The organism is Tamaricihabitans halophyticus, from assembly GCF_004340875.1.
GTDB classification, from domain to species: domain Bacteria; phylum Actinomycetota; class Actinomycetes; order Mycobacteriales; family Pseudonocardiaceae; genus Tamaricihabitans; species Tamaricihabitans halophyticus.
Genome location: NZ_SLXQ01000001.1, coordinates 801,598 through 821,058 on the forward strand (window position 1 = coordinate 801,598; position 19,461 = coordinate 821,058).

General features: G+C 66.5%; 19 protein-coding genes. 3 read left to right on the forward strand and 16 right to left on the reverse strand.

Annotated elements, in window-relative coordinates; genetic code table 11:
• Positions 1-3: 3 nt before the first annotated feature.
• The 6 genes from EV191_RS03810 to EV191_RS03835 form a co-directional block, all read right to left on the reverse strand.
• Positions 4-1,191 carry a DNA polymerase III subunit delta' gene (locus tag EV191_RS03810; protein WP_132875377.1) on the reverse strand — a complete coding sequence of 396 codons (1,188 nt, stop codon included), beginning with the start codon at positions 1,189-1,191 and terminating at the stop codon, positions 4-6.
• Positions 1,188-3,320: a bifunctional MFS transporter/dTMP kinase gene (locus EV191_RS03815; protein WP_132876128.1), complete on the reverse strand. Its 2,133-nt coding sequence runs from the start codon at positions 3,318-3,320 to the stop codon at positions 1,188-1,190. Before EV191_RS03815 ends, EV191_RS03810 begins: the two co-directional genes overlap by 4 nt.
• 158 nt (positions 3,321-3,478) lie before the next feature.
• A complete protein-coding gene (locus EV191_RS03820; protein WP_132875378.1) occupies positions 3,479-4,174 on the reverse strand; it encodes a hypothetical protein in 696 nt (231 codons plus the stop codon).
• 97 nt (positions 4,175-4,271) lie between these two features.
• Complete coding sequence (locus tag EV191_RS03825) at positions 4,272-4,874, reverse strand: ESX secretion-associated protein EspG (RefSeq protein WP_132875379.1); 603 nt, start codon at positions 4,872-4,874, stop codon at positions 4,272-4,274.
• Entirely contained in the window at positions 4,871-7,678 is a 2,808-nt protein-coding gene (gene topA / locus EV191_RS03830; protein ID WP_132875380.1) for a type I DNA topoisomerase, read from the reverse strand. Before topA ends, EV191_RS03825 begins: the two co-directional genes overlap by 4 nt.
• Positions 7,679-7,863: 185 nt before the next feature.
• Positions 7,864-8,448 (reverse strand): hypothetical protein, encoded by a 585-nt coding sequence (locus EV191_RS03835; protein WP_132875381.1) that lies wholly within the window; start codon positions 8,446-8,448, stop codon positions 7,864-7,866.
• 109 nt (positions 8,449-8,557) lie between these two features.
• On the opposite strand from EV191_RS03835, the gene EV191_RS03840 reads away from it, so the two are divergent.
• A complete protein-coding gene (locus EV191_RS03840; RefSeq protein WP_132875382.1) occupies positions 8,558-9,139 on the forward strand; it encodes a DinB family protein in 582 nt (193 codons plus the stop codon).
• Between the two features lie 38 nt (positions 9,140-9,177).
• Here EV191_RS03840 and EV191_RS03845 read toward each other — a convergent pair whose 3' ends face one another.
• The 4 genes from EV191_RS03845 to EV191_RS03860 are packed head-to-tail and all read right to left on the reverse strand — an operon-like array spanning position 9,178 to position 11,661.
• Positions 9,178-9,609, reverse strand: a complete 432-nt coding sequence (locus EV191_RS03845) for a hypothetical protein (protein WP_132875383.1) — start codon at positions 9,607-9,609, stop codon at positions 9,178-9,180.
• 57 nt (positions 9,610-9,666) lie between these two features.
• Positions 9,667-10,590 carry a class A beta-lactamase gene (gene bla / locus EV191_RS03850; protein WP_165912809.1) on the reverse strand — a complete coding sequence of 308 codons (924 nt, stop codon included), beginning with the start codon at positions 10,588-10,590 and terminating at the stop codon, positions 9,667-9,669.
• 24 nt (positions 10,591-10,614) lie between these two features.
• The gene (locus EV191_RS03855) at positions 10,615-10,797 is read right to left on the reverse strand and encodes a DUF397 domain-containing protein (RefSeq protein ID WP_132875385.1); all 183 of its coding nucleotides are present in this window, start codon (positions 10,795-10,797) and stop codon (positions 10,615-10,617) included.
• A 15-nt stretch (positions 10,798-10,812) separates the two neighbouring features.
• Positions 10,813-11,661 (reverse strand): helix-turn-helix domain-containing protein, encoded by an 849-nt coding sequence (locus tag EV191_RS03860; protein ID WP_132875386.1) that lies wholly within the window; start codon positions 11,659-11,661, stop codon positions 10,813-10,815.
• Positions 11,662-11,777: 116 nt separating this feature from the next.
• On the opposite strand from EV191_RS03860, the gene EV191_RS03865 reads away from it, so the two are divergent.
• The gene (locus EV191_RS03865) at positions 11,778-11,975 is read left to right on the forward strand and encodes a hypothetical protein (RefSeq protein ID WP_132875387.1); all 198 of its coding nucleotides are present in this window, start codon (positions 11,778-11,780) and stop codon (positions 11,973-11,975) included.
• Between the two features lie 61 nt (positions 11,976-12,036).
• On the opposite strand, the gene EV191_RS03870 is transcribed toward EV191_RS03865, so the two are convergent.
• Positions 12,037-12,300: a TetR/AcrR family transcriptional regulator C-terminal domain-containing protein gene (locus EV191_RS03870; RefSeq protein ID WP_132875388.1), complete on the reverse strand. Its 264-nt coding sequence runs from the start codon at positions 12,298-12,300 to the stop codon at positions 12,037-12,039.
• Between EV191_RS03870 and EV191_RS03875 the strand changes: the two genes are divergently transcribed.
• Positions 12,289-12,492, forward strand: a complete 204-nt coding sequence (locus EV191_RS03875) for a hypothetical protein (RefSeq protein WP_132875389.1) — start codon at positions 12,289-12,291, stop codon at positions 12,490-12,492. The two genes, EV191_RS03870 and EV191_RS03875, sit on opposite strands and share 12 nt — an antisense overlap.
• Positions 12,493-12,515: 23 nt before the next feature.
• Here EV191_RS03875 and EV191_RS03880 read toward each other — a convergent pair whose 3' ends face one another.
• The 5 genes from EV191_RS03880 to EV191_RS03900 form a co-directional block, all read right to left on the reverse strand.
• Positions 12,516-14,276, reverse strand: coding sequence for an outer membrane protein assembly factor BamB family protein (locus EV191_RS03880; RefSeq protein ID WP_132875390.1), 1,761 nt, complete (start codon positions 14,274-14,276; stop codon positions 12,516-12,518).
• Positions 14,277-14,315: 39 nt separating this feature from the next.
• Positions 14,316-16,784, reverse strand: a complete 2,469-nt coding sequence (locus EV191_RS03885) for a GcvT family protein (protein ID WP_207894379.1) — start codon at positions 16,782-16,784, stop codon at positions 14,316-14,318.
• Between the two features lie 2 nt (positions 16,785-16,786).
• Positions 16,787-17,452, reverse strand: a complete 666-nt coding sequence (locus EV191_RS03890) for an HAD family hydrolase (protein ID WP_132875391.1) — start codon at positions 17,450-17,452, stop codon at positions 16,787-16,789.
• Between the two features lie 44 nt (positions 17,453-17,496).
• Entirely contained in the window at positions 17,497-18,432 is a 936-nt protein-coding gene (locus tag EV191_RS03895; protein WP_132875392.1) for a choline kinase family protein, read from the reverse strand.
• Between the two features lie 65 nt (positions 18,433-18,497).
• Positions 18,498-19,304, reverse strand: coding sequence for a GntR family transcriptional regulator (locus EV191_RS03900; protein WP_165912810.1), 807 nt, complete (start codon positions 19,302-19,304; stop codon positions 18,498-18,500).
• Positions 19,305-19,461: the final 157 nt, after the last annotated feature.

A 19,461-nucleotide genomic window follows, 5' to 3' on the forward strand; every position in this document is an offset into this window, starting at 1 on the left:
TGGTCAGCCGCGGTGCAGTGCGGTGACCATCGCCTCCACCGCGATCCGCGGTTTCACGTTCCACTCGATCGCGTCCCGGCAACCGAGCACGGCCTCCAGCCGGCGCAAGGTCGATTCCGCCGTCCATTCGCGCGCCGCGCTCGCGGTGTCCGATGCACGATCCGGATGGGTCAGCGTGCTACCCGAACCCGTGGCGTACACCAGCACATCCCGGTAGAACCCAGCGAGATCCACCAGCGCAAGGTCGAGCGCGTCCCGCTGGGCGCGGGTAGCCCTGGACTTCTGCCGCTGCGCGAGTTTGCGTACCGCCGCGTCGGCCGAGCGTTTCGCCGCCGCCGTGCCCTTCCCGGTACCACCCGCGCCCATCGCGGTACGCAGTTCCTCTTGCTCCGCGTCGTCGCGCGCGCCGCTGACCTCGTTCGCGTCCGACTCCGCGGTTTTGATCAGTTCATCCGCGCAGTCGAAAACGGCCGCGGGCTGGCGCAAGCCGAGCGGGATACGCAGCACCGCCTCCCTGCGCTGGCGCGCGGAAGCGTCGGTGGCCAACCGCCGCGCCCTGCCCACATGTCCACCGCAGACCGACGCCGCCCAGTGCGCCATCTCCTCGGGCACCCCGTCCCGATCCCGCAGTACTTCGGCGATCGCCGGTGGCGGCGGCGTGCGCAAGGCGATCGACCGGCACCTGGACCGGATCGTCACCGATACGTCCTCGGGATGATCGGAGGGCGCGCACAGCAGGAAAACCGTCCGTTCCGGCGGTTCCTCCACGGCCTTCAGTAGCGCGTTCGCCGCGCCCTCGGTCAACCGGTCGGCGTCGGCGATGATCACGACTCGCCAGTTCCCTGTGCTCGGCCGGCGCGCCGCGGCCTGCACCAGCTCGCGCATCTCGGCGACCGAAATGGACAGTCCTTCGGGCTCGACCATCCGCACATCCGCGTGCGTACCCGCCAAGGCCGTCCGGCAGGCGGTGCACTCCGCACAGCCGGTCCCCTGGGTGCACTGCAGGGCGGCGGCGAAGGTGCGTGCCGCAACGGATCGTCCGGAACCGGGCGGGCCGGTGAACAACCACGCATGCGTCATCGCGCCACTCGCCGGTACGCCACCGGCCACCAACTCGGCTGCCGCATTGGACGCCGTGCTCAGTACCTCAACCGCCTCAGCCTGCCCGACCAGCTGAGCCCAAACCGTCATTCCTTCTCCGCATCCACACCGGCCGCGCCTGCCCGAACCGGGTCCGCGCCGGCGGCCGGCGGCTGCGTCGAACCGTCCGAGCCGAGGCCGAGTTTCGGATCCCGTACCGCGAGCATCGCATGCACCGCGCCGCGTACCCGGGAGGCCACGTCATCGGCGGAGCCGTCCGCGTAGACCACCGCGTACCGATCAGGGTCGGCAGCGGCCATATCGCTGAGCAAGCTCTGCACCCGCAGCTGTGGCCCGGCGTACTGGCCGTCCTGGGTGTTCGTCTCGGAATCCAGCAGGACGGTCACGTCCGGACGCAGCCGCGCGGTCGCCCAGTCCGTCAATCCTTCGACTTCCGCTGGGTCCAACCCGGCGGTCGTGGCGTGGTGCGCGAGTGGACTGTCCATGAACCGATCCATCACCACGATGGCGCCGGCATCGAGCGCTGGCCGCACATCGCGCTCCACCACCTCGGCGCGTACCGCCGCGGCAACGAGCGCGCGCGCCCGTGCGCCGGAGATGGACACGGTGTCCAGCACTTCACGCAAGCGCGCGTCGTCCAGTCCGGGCTCGGCCGCGAGCAGCACTTCGCGGTTCCCGCCACGCAGCCATTCGGCAAGCCTGCCGGCCTGCGTCGCGGTATCCGTGGAGCCGCTGCCTTCGATCGAGATCAGCAAGCCGGCACTGCGGATTCGCTTGCCACGGATGGCATTGAGCAGATCGGAGATGATCGGCGTCGGACTCCGGTCGCCCATCTGCCGGTAGGCGATCACCCCGACCAGCGCGGCGATCAGACCGCCACCGAGCATCACCGGCCGGGTGCCGTCGATCACGATCACCCGACCGAACACCTCGATCATCCGCGGCCGTACCAACCCGATTAGCAGCGGAGTCACCGCGATCGTGCCGGCCAGGATCAGTTTCATCAGCGACTGGTAGATCGCGTTGATGCGGCCGCGAATCGCGTCTTCGATCTGCGTGCCGATGATCGTCACACCGGTCAGGAAGGCAACGCCGGCGCAGCCACCGACCAGCGAGACGGTGATCAGCGCGACGGCCAGATGCGGCGAGAGCGCGACCAGGATCAGCGCGATACCGGCGATCACGATCGAGATGCCGAACAACCGGCTGTGCGGCAACCGGCGAGCCAACTTCGGCGCGCCGACCATGCCGGCGCCGAGTCCGATGAACAGCGCGACGAAGAGCAACCCGAAGGTCGAGTCGCCACCGAGCAGGCTGGACGAATACGGCTTGGCGCTACCCACCACCGCACCGCCCGCGGCGAACGCGCCGATCATGCCGATCAGCAGCCCTCGGACCAGCGGCGTGCTGCGCACGAACCGGCCGGCATCGCGAATCATGCCGAACAGTCCGAGCTTCTGCTCATCCGCGCGCGCCGGGCCCGCGCTTTCCCGTTCCGAAGTGTCGACCTGGACCCCGGTGTCCCTACGGGAGAGTTCCGGAATCCTTGTCAGCACCAGTAGCGCGCTGACCAGGTAAAGCAGGCCGTTGAACACCACGATGATCTTGGCGAAAACCAGCTCGCCGAGCAGGTTCTCCGGCAGGTGCAGCATCGGGCCGACGCCGGTGACCACGGCGTACAGTCCAGCCGCGGTGATCACCGAGATGCCGTAGGTCATCACCAGACCAAGCTGGTTGGCCGTTTCCACCTGCTCCTTACGCCGCAGCAAGTTCGGCACGGCCGAGTCCTTACAAGGAATCCACATCGCCGCACAGCACCCGACCAGCGCGTTGGCGATGAAGATCCAGAAAGCCTCATCCACGATCGGGATGGACAGCAACAGCGAGCAGCGCAGCACGTCGCAGAGGGCCATCACCTTGCGCCGGTCGAACCGGTCCGCGAGCAGCCCGCCGAGTGGCGCGAAGAGCAGCCCCGGCAGCAGCTGGGTGAGCACCACACCGCTGAACGCGAAGTTCTGCATCGCGTAGCTGTCGGTGAGCTTGGTGGTCAGCCCGGTCAGCGCGAGGAAGGACAGCCAGTCGGCCGCGCTGCACAGGTAGGTAGTGCCCCACAGCCGGCGAAACGGGCGGATGGAAAGTACGGCGCGAATCCGACGTGCCGTGGACGCGTCGGACGAAGCAGACGTGCCCGCCTGCTTCGACGAGTCAACCGCACCGATCTGCCCCACCTCAATCCGCGTCCCATCTGGCTACCAGGAGCCGGACGCCTCTCCCTGGCCTGCACGTGCCCCATCCCCATGCTTTCGCAACTTCAGGGTAGCGGGCCGCGAATCCGCATACCCTAATCGGGTGACTTAGCGGTTGGGCCTGGCGGAATTCAGCTGAACAGGCTGGAAATGCTTTGGGCGAGACTGCTGATCATCAGGTAGGCCACGATGAGAAAGAGTACGGAGAACACCACGACCGCCACGGCGCCGATAGGAACGCCCGATCGCCGGCCCTGTTCTGCCGTGGGGTCCTCGGCCTGGTCCGGTCCGTCGAGCTGGCCTTGCTGCGCGGTCGGGTCGGTCTGATCGGCGCCGTAGGTGAGCTCGTCCTCGCGTTTACGCAGCCGGGCTGGTCGCAGCCGGTTCTGTACCGGCCGCCAGGCCATCCGCATCAGCTCGCCGGTTGGCTTACCGGGCCAGGCGCGCGCTCCGGACGATTCCTGGCCCGCGGACTCCGCCGCCGGTGCGGGCGGTACCTCCATCGCGGGCTTGGTCGATTCGGTGGATGGCGCGGCCTCCGCGGCGGCGGGTTGGGCACTTTCCGCGGCCGGTTCGGCCTCAGCGCCAGTGGAATCGGCGGTTTTCGTTGCCCCGTCTGCGTCATCGCCGAACATGGCGGTCATCGCCCTGCGCAGGCGTTCCCGGTCGGGTTCCTGCGGCGCCTGCTGCTCGGGGACCTGCGAGGAGCCGCCGGAGCGCCCAGGGCGCACGGTGCCGGTGACGAGTCCGCCGAGTGGATCGGACGGCGACGTGTATGGCGCGGGTGCGCCCGTACCGTCGCCACTGAAGCGATCCTGACCCGCCACCGCAATCACTCCCTTTCTGGACCGATTATCAACCATGCCGGCGCGGGGAGCGAGCCGCTTACCCCGAATTAGCGCACTCGTACCAAACACCCGCGCCTCACGGGCGCGCTTCGTAGTCACCGATCGCGTTGGTCACCCAGGTGGCTATGACCTCGTTGTTCGCCGGATGGTGCAGCAGCGTGGTGCCGCCGTGCTGGTTCGCGAGCAGCCCCAGCACGTACCTACCGTCGTCGTTGTCCAGCACCAGCAGTGACGGCCGCTCGTGGTCGAAAGCCGCCCGCCCGGACACGCTCAACCCGATCATCGCGGTGCCGATCCGCGGCCGCTCGATCGTTTCCCACACGGTCGCCAACTCGGCGGCGTACTCCCCCGCCGGCATCTCGCCCCGCCGGTCCGCGTGAATCATGGTGAAATCCGCGGTCCCCGGCGCGCGCTCGGGCAGCAGGCCGAGCATCGCGGTCATCATGTCCGCGCGACCGCCGCGGTACGCCGCGCGCTGACCGGGCACCAGCACGTCCGCGTGTTGCTGCCCCGCGACCGCCCTGGCGTACACCGGTTGCGTACCGGGCATGGCCGCGCGCAGGGACACCTGAATATGGCTTTCCGGCGCCTGCTGCTCCGGAATGTCCAATGTGGGCGGAACCCCGAGCGAGAGCACGGGTTCCGCCGCCGCCTTGGCCAGCGAGAAAACGGAAGTCACGACTTGGTTTTCGCCGTGGTCTTACTCTTCGCCGAACTGGACTTGGTGGTACTGGACTTGGTGCTGGTGGACTTCTTCGCGGTACTGCGTTTCTTCGGCGCGGGCCCCTTGGCGCGCTTTTCCGAAAGCAGCTCGGCCGCCCGCTCGTCGGTCAGTTCCTCGACGGAATCACCCTTGCGCAGCGAGGCGTTGTACTCGCCATCGGTCACGTACGGGCCGAACCTGCCGTCCTTGACCACCATCGGCTTACCGGACTGCGGGTCGTTGCCCAGCTCCTTCAACGGCGGCTTCGCCGCGGCCTGCCGGCCACGTCGCTTCGGTTCCGCGTAGATCTTCAACGCTTCCTCGAGCGTGATGTTGAAGATCTGCTCCTCGGTTTCCAGCGAACGGGAATCGGTGCCCTTCTTCAGGTAAGGGCCGTACCGACCGTTCTGCGCGGTGATCTCGTTGCCGGACTCCGGATCGGTACCGACCACCCTGGGCAGCGAGAGCAGTTTCAGCGCATCGTCCAATGTGACCTCGGAGATCACCATGGACTTCAGCAGCGAGGCGGTACGCGGCTTCGGCTTCTTCGCCTTGCTGGTCTTCTTCGCGCCTTCGGCCTCGGGCTCCTCCGGCAGGATCTCCGTCACGTATGGACCGAACCGGCCCTCCTTGGCCACGATCTCGTGCCCGCTGACCGGATCCGTGCCGAGCGTCCGACCTTCCTGCGGGGTCGCGAACAGTTCCTCGGCGATCTGCGCGGTGAGCTCATCGGGCGGCAGGTCCTCCGGCAGGTTGGCCCGCTGCGAGGAGCCGTCCACCTCCCGCTCCAGATACGGCCCGTACCGGCCAACCCGCACGTACACGGTGCGCCCGGCGTCGTCGGTGAACATCGGAATGGAGTTCACCTCACGCGCGTCGATGTGCTCGACGCCGCTGCCAACCAGCTTCTTCAACCCGCCGGAGCGCCCGACCGAGCCAGTCGGCCCGCTCTGCCCGCCGAAGTAGAACCCGGAAAGCCACGCGGTGCGCGCCTGGTCACCACTGGCGATCGAGTCGAGCTCGTCCTCCATGGCGGCCGTGAAGTCGTAGTCCACCAACCGCTCGAAGTGCTGTTCCAGCAAGCCGACCACGGCGAAGGCCACCCAGGACGGCACCAGCGCGGAACCCTTCTTCCACACATAGCCGCGGTTCTGGATGGTGTTGATGATCGACGCGTATGTGGACGGTCGCCCGATGCCGAGTTCTTCGAGCGTGCTGACCAACCTCGGCTCGGTGTACCTGGCCGGCGGGCTGGTGGAATGCCCATCCGGCGACAGCTCGGCCGCGGTGAGCCGCTGGTCTTTGACCAGCTCGGGCAGCCGACGCTCGGCGTCATCGGCTTCCCCACCGGATTCCGAGTCCACCGCTTCCACGTAGGCCTTGAGGAAACCGGCGAAGGTGATGGTGCGCCCGGAGGCGGCGAAGGTGCACTCCTCGCCGGAGGCGGCATTGCCGGTGATCCGCACGGATACCGTGGTGCCCTTGGCATCGGCCATCTGCGAGGCGATGGTGCGCTGCCAGATCAGCTCGTAGAGCCGGAACTCCTCGGTGTCCAGCTCGTTGGCCACCTGACCCGGGGTGCGGAAAACTTCCCCAGCCGGACGGATCGCCTCGTGCGCTTCCTGCGCGTTTTTCACCTTGCGGGTGTACTGGCGCGGGCTGTTCGACACGTACTGCGCGCCGTAGAGCTCGGTGGCCTGGTTGCGCGCCGCGGTCAGCGCGGTGTCCGACAGCGTGGTCGAGTCGGTACGCATATAGGTGATGTAGCCGTTCTCGTACAACCGCTGCGCGATCCGCATGGTGCGCTCGGCGGAGAACCGCAGTTTGCGCCCGGATTCCTGCTGCAGGGTCGAGGTCATGAACGGCGCGTACGGCTTGCGGGTGTACGGCTTGGCCTCGACGCTGCTGACCGTGAACTGGGTGTCCGCGAGCGCGGTGGCAAGCCGGTTCGCCTCGGCCTCGTCCAGCGTGCGCACGTCCTGCGAACCGGCCTTGAGCTGGCCGTCGTGCCCGAAGTCCTTGCCGGTGGCCAGCTTCGCACCGTCCACAGTGACCAGCCGCGCGTTGAAGTTGCGTGGCGTGGCCTCCGCGCCGGCGTCCATGGTCGCGGAGATGTCCCAGTACGCGGCGGCCACGAAGCTCATCCGCTCGCGCTCCCGCTGCACCACGATCCGGGTGGCGACGGACTGCACCCGGCCAGCCGAGAGCTTCGGCATGACCTTCTTCCACAGCACCGGGCTGACCTCGTAGCCGTACAGCCGGTCCAGGATGCGCCGGGTCTCCTGCGCGTCCACCAGATCGTTGTCCAGATCGCGCGGGTTCTCCGCCGCCGCGCGGATGGCGGATTCGGTGATCTCGTGGAACACCATCCGGCGCACTGGCACCTTCGGCTTCAGCGCTTCGAGCAGATGCCAGGCGATGGCCTCGCCCTCGCGGTCACCGTCCGTCGCGAGATAGAGCTCGTCGACGTCTTTGAGTAAACCCTTGAGTTCGGTGACGGTGGACTTCTTGTCCGGGGTGACGATGTACAGCGGTTCGAAGTCGTTGTCCACGTCCACGCCGAGCCGCGCCCAGGACTCGCCCTTGTACTTCGCCGGTACGTCGGCGGCGCCGCGCGGGAGGTCCCTGATGTGCCCCTTGGACGACTCCACCACGAAGTTTCCGCCCAGGTAGGACGCAATCTTGCGCGCCTTGGCCGGCGACTCCACGATCACTAAGCGTCGAGTCGATGAACCGTTCGCCCCGGCCGATTTCTTCTTCGTGCCTGTCGATCCTGCCACGCGTTCCGCTCTTTCATCTCGCCTGTCTCAACTCGCCAGTGTGCACCGAACACCCCACACAACGCCGGTCAGGTCACCAACCGCACACGGCTTGTGATTCGTATCACAAGCTCTGCGGTCTTGACGCACGGCGCTCGCGAAGTTCTTGTGACGGCGTTTTTCCCAGGTATACCTACTTGACACGACTAGGCGGTTGAGCGAAGGGGCCAGTGTAAGGCGGCTGGCTCCGGCGCGGGACCGATCAGCTCGGCCAGCCGGGCGAGTCGCCCTCGGCCGGTGAGCCGTAGCCCGGGCCCGCCGGCCCGGATGCCGATCTGGCTCGCCCGCAGTCCCGTGTCGGTCAGCAGTTCGGCAAGCGGTTCGTGGGTGTCCGGCGCACGCGGATCGAGGGGTAACAGGTAGCCGGCATGCGACCAGTCGCCACCGGAAAGCGCCCACAGGCGCAGCGTCTGCCCGTCCAGCCGCAGACCTGTGGGCACTGCCTTGACCGCGCCCCTAGTCCACGCGTTGGCGAGCGCGATGAGGTCCGCGCGGAAGGCGGTACGCAGCAGCGGATGCCCCTCCTCGGAGTGGGTTAGCTCGACCGCCACCCCGCGCAGCGCGCACTCCTCGGCGAGCAACCGGGCGCGCCACTCCGCGTCCACCACCACGGAAAGCCGGGCGGCGGTCCGTCCGAAGCTCACCAGCTGACCGTGCCCGCACAGCACTCCGGCCAGGTCATCGACGCTGGCCGGGTACACCTCGGCGGAGAACATGGACAGTTGCCGCACGAACACAGAGTAGAACATACGTTCGAGTTCGTACAGCGTGGCTCGCTGGATCCGCCTGCGCGGTTAAATGCGTTGTGGCTGGCGGGGCACGCGGTGATGATTGACGGCTATGGTCACTTTGAGAAGGGCCGATATGTTCACGGCGGATGGCAAGCCGTCCCCGGACGACCCACGCGAGCACGGGCCAAAACTTGGTGACGAGCGCACCACGCTGGTCGAGGCACTGCGCTGTGCCCGGCTCACCCTCGAGCTGAAATGCGCCGGTCTGGACGCGGCCGCGATGGCGGAGCGAAGCGTCGAGCCGTCCACGATGTCGCTGCTCGGACTGGTCCGGCACCTGGCGGAGATCGAGCGCGGCACGTTTCGTCGGCTACTCGCCGGGCAGGACACGCCTCGGCTGTTCACCACCGAAGAGGACCGGGACGGGGATTTCACCGGCGCGGTGCCGGACCCGGAGGTGGTCGCGCGGGCGTGGGAAGCCTGGCGCGCGGAGGTGCGCTTCGCCGAGCGGTTCGTGGCGGAGGCACCCGACCTGGGCATCACCGGCGACGATCCGTTGAACGAGCACGACAGCGGCGGCGGGCAGCTATCGCTGCGCGGTGCGCTGGTCAACATGATCTGGGAGTACGGCCGGCATATGGGGCACGTGGATCTGCTCCGCGAGCGCATCGACGGACGCATCGGGCAGTAAGGCCTGCTCTCCGGGCCCAGGTCAGCGCTTCGGCGAGGTCAGCCATCCGTGGCGACAGTCGTGGCGCCGGACTCCAACCAGTGCACAAAGCAGGCCTCGTCATCGTCCGGCAGGGGCAAGCGCGTCTCGGCCACCCAGAGAACACGGCCGTGCCCGCATACCCGGGGCCCTTCGTACATGGGTAGGACGACCCCGCCGACGACGTCCCGCCGCCATCTCGGGATGAGCGCGGGAAAGATCGGAATGATGACGGCCAGCGCCCGCTCCCCCGGATGCACCACCGGCCTTGAGAAGGCCAGCACCGGTGCGCCTGCCTGCTCGGTCCCGGTCATGCCTGGAAGTCGCCAGTTCGGCCGATAGGACCAGGCCTTGCCTGGCACCGTCACGACAGGGTCGTGTCGGCCGCCACGATCAGTCGGCACCAAGGTCAGTTCCATGCCGGCGGCAAGCGTGACGTCGGCATCCAGCACGGCGAAATCCTATCGAAGATGCGCCCGTGGCAGCCCCGCGCAGCTATCCGACCCCTATCAGCTTGAGGTCAGCGCTTCGGCGGCGATTTTTGCCGCGGCGGCAACCGTTTCGTAGCCGTTGTCGCGTTCCGCGCCGTCCGGTGCGGTGTAGACCGCGATGATCAGCGGATCGCCGTCCGGCGGCCAGGCCACCGCGACGTCGTTGACCTCACCGTTGTTCCCGCTGCCGGTCTTGTCCCCGACCTGCCAGTCGCGGGGTAGCCCGGCCTTGATCGACTTGTCGCCGGTGGTGTTGCCGCGCAGCCAGCGCACCAGCCGCGCGCGGCCCTGCTCGGCGAGCGCGTCACCGAGGGCGAGCGCGCGAAGATCGCTGCCGATCCGTTCGGGTGTGGTGGTATCCCGCTCGTCCCCGGGCGCGCTCACGTTGAGGTGTGGTTCGATCCGGTCCAGCCGGGTCACCTCGTCGCCGAGGTCGCGCACGAAGTCGGTGACCACCGAAGGTCCGCCGAGCTCGTCCAGCAGCAGGTTCATCGCCGCGTTATCGCTGTGCGTGATGCTTGCTGCGGCCAGTTCGGCGACGGTCATGCCCTTGTCGACGTGCTGTTCGGTGATCTCCGAGTAGGGCATGAGCACTTCGCGGTCGTAGTGGATCACCTTGTCCAGCAGGTCTGGTTGTTGTTCGTGCTGCTTGAGGATCGCACTGGCGGCGAGCAGTTTGGCGGTGGAGCACATCAGGAAGCGCTCGTCCGCGCGGTGTGCCACGGTTTCGCCGGTGCCGGTGTGCCGGGCGTACACCCCGATCCGGCGACCGTTCTCGGACTCCAATGTGGACAACTCGGGGGTGCGTTTGGGGCGCGGCTTGCTTGCCGACGCGCTGGGCGGTTGGCTGCTCTCGCTGGTAGCGCAGCCGAGCAGGGTGGCGCCGAGTCCGGCCAGCCCGCCGAGGAGTACCGCTCGCCGAGCCGGTTTCGCGTAGGTCACGTTCAGTTACCGCGTTCTTTAAGGTTAGCGAGTTGGGAGGAAGGCGCGCCACGCGGCGGCGTCGAAGGCCAACACGGGACCGTGCGGGTTTTTCGAGTCGCGGACGGCGACGAGCCGTTCGGTGTGTGCGACCTCCACGCAGTTATTGCCCGCATCGCTGTAGCTGCTCTTCCGCCAGGCAGTACCGGAAAGGTCCAGGGCGTCCATCGTCCGCTCCTCGTACTAGGTCAATTCGCCGGCGATCTCGGCAATAAGCCGCGCCGAGTCTTCCGCCGATAATGCTACGGCCAGCAGGCCTCGCCAGGTCAGCCGCGCTCGTTTAATCACTGGCTCTTCCTCCAGCAGCCCACTGATCGAGCGGGCGTCGAACGACACCAATGTCGGCTGATCATCAAAATCAAGGATCATCAGTGGCCCGCCCAGGCCAGGATGCTGGCGGGTCGCGAAGGGCACCACCCTCAGCTCGACCTTTGGCCTCTGAGACATGGCCAGCAGGTGCTGCAATTGACCAGCCTGTACGCCAGGCGCGCCGATCGGACGACGCAAAACCATCTCATCGATGATCACGGTGAGCGTCGGCCCACGAGTGCGGCTAAGGAGCGCCTGCCGAGCCATCCGGTTAGTCACGAGCTCGTCAACTTCTAGTTCTGGCAGGGTGGGGTCGCCTGCGCGGATTACCGTGCGGGCATAGTCGCCGGTCTGCAACAGGCCCGGCACCAGCAGCGATTCGTAGTTGTACAGCGCGGCAGCCTCGTTCTCCGCGCGGATCAGGTCCTTCAGCGGCTCGGGCAGTTTGCCATGAATCTGCACCACATTGCGCTCGGCGCTGTTGCGCACCAGCCCGAGTAGTTCCTCGCGCAGCTTTGCCGGCACATGCAATACGCCGAGAATCGTGGCCACATCGTCCACGTTCAGCCCGCGCACCCCGGTCTCCATCCGGCTGATCTTGCTCACCGAACAACCCAGCGCATGCGCCACTTCTTCGCAGCTCATCCCGCGTGCCTCGCGCAGCCTGCGTAGCTCCGCGGACACCCGCCGCTGCCGGATCGAGGATCTGTTCCCGCCAGTCATCGCCCCACCTTCGGGTATTGCCACGCTGGCAAGAAACCCACCTCACCCGATCGGCAACTTGCTTGCCCCGCTGGAATCACGCGAACGTTCCCACACGCCAAGGGAGGGCACCAACTATGCACAAGACCTGGACGATCAGCGGCGGCTATGCCGAGTGGACACTCACTCTGCACATCGAACCACCAGATGCCGAAACGGAACCACCACTGACCAGCTGGCCGGGCGAGCAGCTGGACCATCTGGAGATCTACTTCCACGACGTCGTGAACTGCTACGAGAACGCACGCGAGGTAGAACACCGGTCCTACCGCTGACCCCTGGTCATCTGCCCGGGCGCGCGAACCGCGCGACGCACAGTAACCGCGTTCTTTAAGGTTAGCGAGGTTGACGGAGACCAGCGAGCAGGAAGGCGATCGAGCGGTCGAAGTGGCCGGCCCAGTCTTCGTCCAATGCGGACAAGGTCTCCGCGAACACCGGGTACTCGGCCGAGTTTTGCCGCACATGTTCGTTCATTGTCTGGCGCGCAACGGTTTCCTGCTCGTGCCGCCAGGCGAGTTGCGCCGAGGTCGTGCCGATCACCAAGCCCGAAACGGACGCGGCAGCCGAAGCCAGCGTCGCGGACCACGGGTGCCGGAGCACGTAGGCTCCTCGCTCGCCCGCACGCTCGATTACGCGCGGGGTTTGCCGGACGGGACGGCGCTTGGCGAGCTGGCCCGCGCGGCGTTCAGCAGTGCGCAAAGCACGACCATGCTGATCGCAGCCGCCTGCTCGGCGATCGGCGCGCTGGTCGCCGCCACCGTCATTCCCCGCAACCGCGCGCACGCCGCGTAACCGCGTTCTTTAAGGTTAGCGAGTTAGCGTAGGGCGGTGAGCTGGGGCGTTTCGCGGCCCTGGCCGACCCGCATCTCCGCGAGCAACAGCTGGCCACCCGAGGATATGAGCAGTGCGCGATCATTACCGGTCTGCCAGTGACCTTCCAGTGGCACAACCGATTCGGCACCCGTATCCGCGTCGAGCAAGCGCAGGTCGCTACCCGTCCTGCTGATCGCCAATCGGCCATCGGGCAGCCCGGTGAGAATCCCGCCGGCGCGCTCATCCAGCACGTCGTACCGGATATTGAACCGGCCGGGCAGCACCAGCCCACTGCCGTGATCGAGGACCGCCGTCGAGTACCGCCACGCGGTTTTCCCGGTTTCCGGATCCACCGCGGCCAGTTCCAGCTCGCTCGACACGTGCCTTGCGATGACCGGGGTATCGCCCGCCCACAACACCGCATGCCGCTGCTCGACGTACACGTCTTCCGGCGCTGGCAACGCCACGGTCTTCGACCAGACCTCGTTTCCCGTGGCCAGATCCAGTCGCACGGCGTGTACCGCTCCGGCACCCGAGCGCGGCAGGTGCTCGACGGCGGCTACCAGCAGCTGGTCCGGCCGCTCAGCGCCACCCGGCGACACCCGTAGCGCGCCCGGCGCCTCCCACGCCCACTGAATGTGCCCATTCGCGGTGTCCACATGCACCAGTTCACGCCGGTCCGGCCCATCGTAGGGATCAACCGTACAGGTGCGCACCGCCAGCAACGCATCGTCAACCGACTGAAAGCCGCCAAGGTTGCAGCTCTCCTCTGGACGTAGCTCCCAGCGAAGTTCGCCGTCAAAATCGTGCGCACTGACTACCGCTTGACTCGTAAGCGGCTTCGTGATCAGCAGATCGTCCACGACATCGATCTGGGATGCGTGAATCTCGCTCGCGTCGATCTCGGCCAAACTGCCGCCAGTCTGCGCGTCGAAGATCCACAACGTTCGGGACGTTCCGCCGAACGGAATTTGCGAGATATGCGTTGCCACAAAAACGATGACCTGGCCGTCCGAGCTCACGGTGAGCGTCCCGTCGCCGGCAAGGTCGTGCCGGTGAAAGCTCCAGCGTGGTTGTCCGGTGTTCGGGTCCAACATCCGAAGGCCATTGGCATCCGGCACCGCCAGCCCGCCGGCGGTATCGTAAAAGTTCAACTCGCTGCCGCCCGGCTCAGCCTGCCAGGATGTCCGGCCATCCAGTTCGAGCTCGGTAGCGGTACGCACCGGAGCGCTTGCCTCGGCGAGCTCCACATTGTACGGAGCGACGAGCCAACCGGCCCCAGCGGCAAGCAACACAACGATAAGCGGAACCGCGAGCAGCGGGTACCACCTCGAGCCCGGCGCAACCTGGTGATAGCGCTCCACCGGCGCCAGCACCAAGATCAGTACGCCAGCCAGCAGTACCGCCCCCAACGCGGCAAGCGCGAGCGGCATGGCCAAGCCGACCCCAGCCGCGCTGTTGACCTGCCACAGCAGTATCCAGCCAGCGCTGACCCCACCCAGCACAACCAGCGCTGCGCCGAGCGCGACGATCCGCCAGACGCGTAACTGATCGAACACCCCGCGCACCAACGCGGCGGCGACAAGCACCGCGCACACCAACCAGGCCAGGTGCAACGTGCTGCCCTCGCCCGCGTCCATCGGGCTGATCGCGGCCACCGCGAACAACGCGGCCGCGCAGAGTAGCAACGGAACCAGCACCCGACGCGCAAGCAGGAGGAAGCCCTGCCGCGTCGCCTTCGCATCCCCCGGGATAACGGTCACCGTGCTATATACGCACAGCGCCGCAAATTGGACAAGGGATCAGCCGCGTACCCGCGCGAACTCCGGATCGAACAGGGGTTCGGTGGCGATCGTGCCAGGCACCCAGCGGCCGAAGATATCGATCTCGACCGCGGTGCCCGGCTCGGCGTGTTCCACTGGCAGGTATCCGAACGCGATCGAGCTCTGCACCGAGTACCCGTAACCGCCCGAAGTGACCCTGCCGACGACCTCGCCGGCTACCCGGAGCGGTTCGTTACCCAGCACAATGGACCGTGGGTCGCTCAGTCGCACACAAACCAGCTTGCGTTTCGGTGCACCCGCGTCCAGCAACGCCTGCTTACCCACAAACCCGCCTGGCTTGTCGAGTTTCACGCAGAAGTCCAGGCCCGCCTCGTACGGCGTGGTGTCCGCACCGATATCCGCGCCCCAGGACCGGTACCCCTTCTCCACGCGCATACTGTCGATCGCCCGATACCCACCGGTGATCATCCCGTGCGGCTCGCCGGCCGCGTACAGCGCTTGCCAGAGCGCCAAGCCATACTCGGTCGAGGTATACAGCTCCCAACCGAGCTCGCCAGTGAAGGTCACCCGCAGCGCGCGCACCGGGATGTCCGCGACGCTGATCTCTTGCGATGTCATGAACCGGAAGGCCGAATTGGACAGATCAGCGGGTGTTAGTTCGCCGAGAATGTCCCGCGCCAATGGACCCCAGAGGGCATAGCAGGCGTACAAGCCGGTCACGTCGGCGATCCGCACCGCCGCATCGCCGCGCCGCGCCTGCTTGCGCAACCACGCCATATCGTGCGAGCCGAACGCGGTACCGGTGACCACAAGGAACTCCTCGTCCCCGGTCCGTGTCACGGTGAAATCACATTCGATCCCGCCACGGGAGTTCAACGCCTGAGTGTAGGTCACCGCGCCGACCTTGCGGGCCACGCTGTTATCGCATACCCAGTTCAGGAACCGCGCCGAATCCGGACCGCTTACCGAGATCTTCGAGAAGGAGGATTCGTCGAACAGCCCGGCGGCCCGCCGGGTGCCAAGGTGCTCCGCGCCGATCGCGGGCGACCAGTTCTGGCCGGCCCAACCGCGTGGCCGCAGCGTTTCGTCGCCCGCGTCCGCGTTGCCCTGGTAGTAGTTCACCCGTTCCCAGCCGGCTTTCTCACCGAAGAACGCGCCGTGCTCGCGATGCCAGGCGTACGCTGGCGATGTCCGAAGTGGACGCCCAGCGGACCGCTCATGGTTCGGATACTTGATGTCGTAGTAGGACTCGTAGTTCTCGGTGATCCGCGCCAGTGTGTAGGACGGCGAACGGTAGTATGTGCCGAACCGACTGATGTCCATATGCCAGACGTCCAGCTCGGGTTCGCCACCGACGATCCATTCGGCCATCACCTTGCCGATCCCACCCGCGCCGGCGATGCCGTGCGCGCACAGGCCAGCGGCGACGAAGAAGCCACCGATCTCGGTTTCACCGAGACAGAACTCGTTGTCCGGGGTGAATGCCTCCGGCCCGTTGATCAGCTTGCGGATGCCCACATCGCCCATCGCGGGAACCCGAATCTGGGAGTTCTCGGTGATTTCCTCGAAGCGCTCCCAGTCCTCACCAAGCAGCTTGCCGTTGAAGTCGGCCGGTATCGCGTCAAAGGAGCGCTCGCTCGCGGTCCACGCCCTGGCGTCTCGTTCATAGCCACCCATCACCAAGCCACGAACCTCTTGCCGGTAGTACACCAGCAGGTCCGGATCGCGCAGCGTAGGCAACGGCTTCTCGGTCGGTTCCAGGAACGCCTCGGTGACCAGATACTGGTGCGACATCGGCACGAGCGGGATCCGCACGCCAAGCATCCGCCCAATCTCGGCGGCGAACATACCGCCGCAGTTCACCACGAATTCGCAGTCGATATCGCCCCGATCGGTCCGGACCTGGGTAACCCGGCCCTTGTCGGTACCGAACCCGAGCACTCTGGTTTTCGTGCGGATCCGCACGCCGAGTGCCCGAGCCTCGGCGGCCAGGGCATAGCACAGCTGCGAGGGGTCGATATAACCGTCGGTGGGCAGATAAGCCGCGCCGAGCACACCTTCCGGGTTCATTAGCGGGAACATCTCCCGCACCCGGTCGACGGAAATCTCCTCGAGCGGCAGGCCGAAGGTTTCGGCCCAGCCGATCTGCCGGCGAATCTCGGCGAGCCGTTCTTCGCTGGACGCGAGCCGGATCCCGCCGCATTCCACCCAGCTAGGTGGATTGTCCCCTGCCTGGAGTTTGCGGTACAGCTCCACCGAATACATGTTCATCTTGGTCAGCGTCGGGTCCGACCTCAGCTGCCCGACCAGTCCCGCAGAGTGGAAGGTCGACCCGCTGGTCAATTCGTCCCTGTCCACGAGCAGCACATCCCGCTCACCGAGCTCGGCAAGGTGGTAGGCGATGCTGGCACCGGCTACCCCGCCACCAACAATCACAATCCGCGCCGAGTCCGGCAGTTCCTTCGTCGGCGTGTCCTGTTGCGACACGATCAGTTCTCCTCACCGAGCAGTTGCCATGCCGTGGTATCCAGCCGATCAAGCACCGCGTGCGCCTCGGCTCGCAGCTCGCCTGCCGGCCGGGTACCTACGACTGCCACGCCGACCATGCCGGCCGCCCGCGCCGCGCGCAGTCCCGGCACCGAATCCTCAAACACGTAGGTGCGCTCAGGGCGGATCCCCAACTCCCGCGCACCCCGCAAGTACCCCTCCGGATCCGGCTTGCCGGCGTGGACATCTTCCATACACACCAGCGCATCGAATTGATCTTCAATGCCTACTGTGGACAACGCATAGGACACGTCTATCCGGCTTGCGCCAGTCACGATGCCCTGCGGGATGCCGCGTTCGCTGAGCAGCTGGACTAGCGCGAGTGCCGATTCGGTGATCGTCGGACGCTCGGCGAACAGCTCCCGGTACCGCTGCCGACGCCGGTCAAGCAGCAGCCGCACGGTATCCGGCGAATCGCCGATCCGTTCGGTCACCGCGGTCCGCACGATCTCCTCATCGGATAGCCCGGCAAGTCGGGTGTAGTACTCATCCGGCGACATTCGCCAGTTGAGGTGTTCAGCGAACAGCTCGGTGAAGATGCGTAGCAGCAACGGCTCGTCGTCGGACAACGTACCGTTGAAGTCGAACAGCACGGCTTCAGCGGGCATGGCGCCAGTCTAGCCATGCCAGATTAAACGGTCTAGACCGTTCGTCAGTCGGTTTGTTGCGCATCGGCGAGCAGCGTCTCGAACTCCGGGCCGTCAAATTCAGCCACGGCACGTTCATACTTCTCCATTCCCCACGACCAGAAGTCGAAGTCGATCTCGCTGGTGCCAGCCTGGATCGAGGCCCAGAGCATCCAGCCGTATTTGGACATCAGGCCGAGCAGCCGCGCCCGCGCGAACTTGTTCCGCAGCGGTCTGCCGTAGTAGGCGGTGACCAGTTCGCCGAGATGTTCGATCGGCAGGCTGGCCTCGCTCCAGATATTGCCCAGTTCGAAGCAGGGATCGTTGTTACCGGAGTACTCGTAGTCGATGATCCAGATCTTTGCGCCGTCATCGATGAAGTTCTCCGCGAGCAGATCGTTGTTGCACGGCACGGTGCCCTCATCGCGTACCGCGAGAGCCTGCTGGATGCGCTCCACCTGCGGCAGAAAGTCGAGATAGCGGTCGGGTAGCCGAAGATTGTGCGAGCGAACGATGTTCAGGTACCGCGGCTGGACATCGAACATGCTGAAGCCGTTGTTGAACCGGGGGCCGGCGTGCAGCTCACGGCAGGATTCGGCCACTCTGCGCAGATTGTCCAGATTGGATAGATCGGCATCGTGGTAGGTACGGCCGTCCAGGAAACCGACGACCAGCAACCCTTCGCCGGGCAGGTAGTCGACGACCGGGGCGCCTACGCCGGCCTCCGCGGCGGCGATCGAGTTGCGATGCTCGTGCTCGCGATTGATCGCGAGTAAGTCGCCTTGAGTGGACGAGACTCTGGCAACGTAGCACCCGTTCGGGTTCGTCACCTTGAAATTCCGGTTGGTGAGCCCACCTACCAGTTCCTCAACGCTCCGGGGATGCGCCGCGAGCACGGCGGATCGGTCCAGCAGTCCGAGGATGGCAGCGTCGCGCACCTGTTCGGCCTCTGCGATTCCCATCCGGCGATAGTAGGGCCATACCCGGTAAACGGTCTAGACCGAAAAGGGTCGATCGAAAACCCGCGCTAGCGGGTGCCGACGACGCCGAGTGAGGTGCCGGATTTGTCCTGCAGACCGCTGCGCACCATGATCCGGATCCGGTCCGCGCGAAACAGATCGCGGGCGAACTCGACCGGCAATCCGGCCGAAGAGTACGCCGTGCGCTGGATCAACATCAGCGGATCGTCCACCTCGATCCGCAACCGCTCGGCCTCTGCCTCGCTGGCCCGCGCCGGCTCCAGCAGCTCGACCGCGGTATGCGGTTGCAGCCCATACTGCTTGCTGAGCAGGTTGTACAACGAACCCGTCAATCGCCGCTCGAGCAGATCCGGCAGCTGCCGCGCGGAAAACCACGACCGCTCCAAGGCCAGCGGTGTCCGCTCCGCCGAGCGCACGCGAACCACCTCGTGTACCGGGTCGCCCGCGGTGATCTGCAGTTCCTCCGCCACCTGCGCGCTCGCCGGCTCGGTGCGGGCGGAAACCAGCCGCGCCCCGGCCCGCAGATGTGCCCTGCGCATCTGCTCGGTGAACCCGGCGACACCGGTCAGGTCACATTCGATCTTCGGCTCGACGACGACCGCGCCCCCGCTGCGGCCCGTGCCCCTGGTCAGCACCCCGCGCTGTTCCAACGTGTTCAGCGCCTGGCGCAGCGTCATCCGGCTCACGCCGATCCGCGCGGCGAAATCGCGCTCCCCTGGGAACTTGTCGCCAGGGGCCAGTAGCCCCTTGCTGATCGCGTCGATCAGCCACTGCTCGATGCGCACATGCGCGGGAGTACCCGCGCCGACCTGGCGCGAGAAGTCCGGGGCCGAAGTGATCAACTCATCCAGCACATCTCCGAGATTACGGCTTGCCCGGCGAATCGCGCTAACGAGTGTCCTGAGCCAGGAGTATGAGTGGCGTCTTTCGGGCCCAGGCGGCGCCTCGCGGCGTTGGGCCCCCGCTGTGGCACGCTTGACGGCCACAGCAGGGGAGCGTCGTCGGCCATAG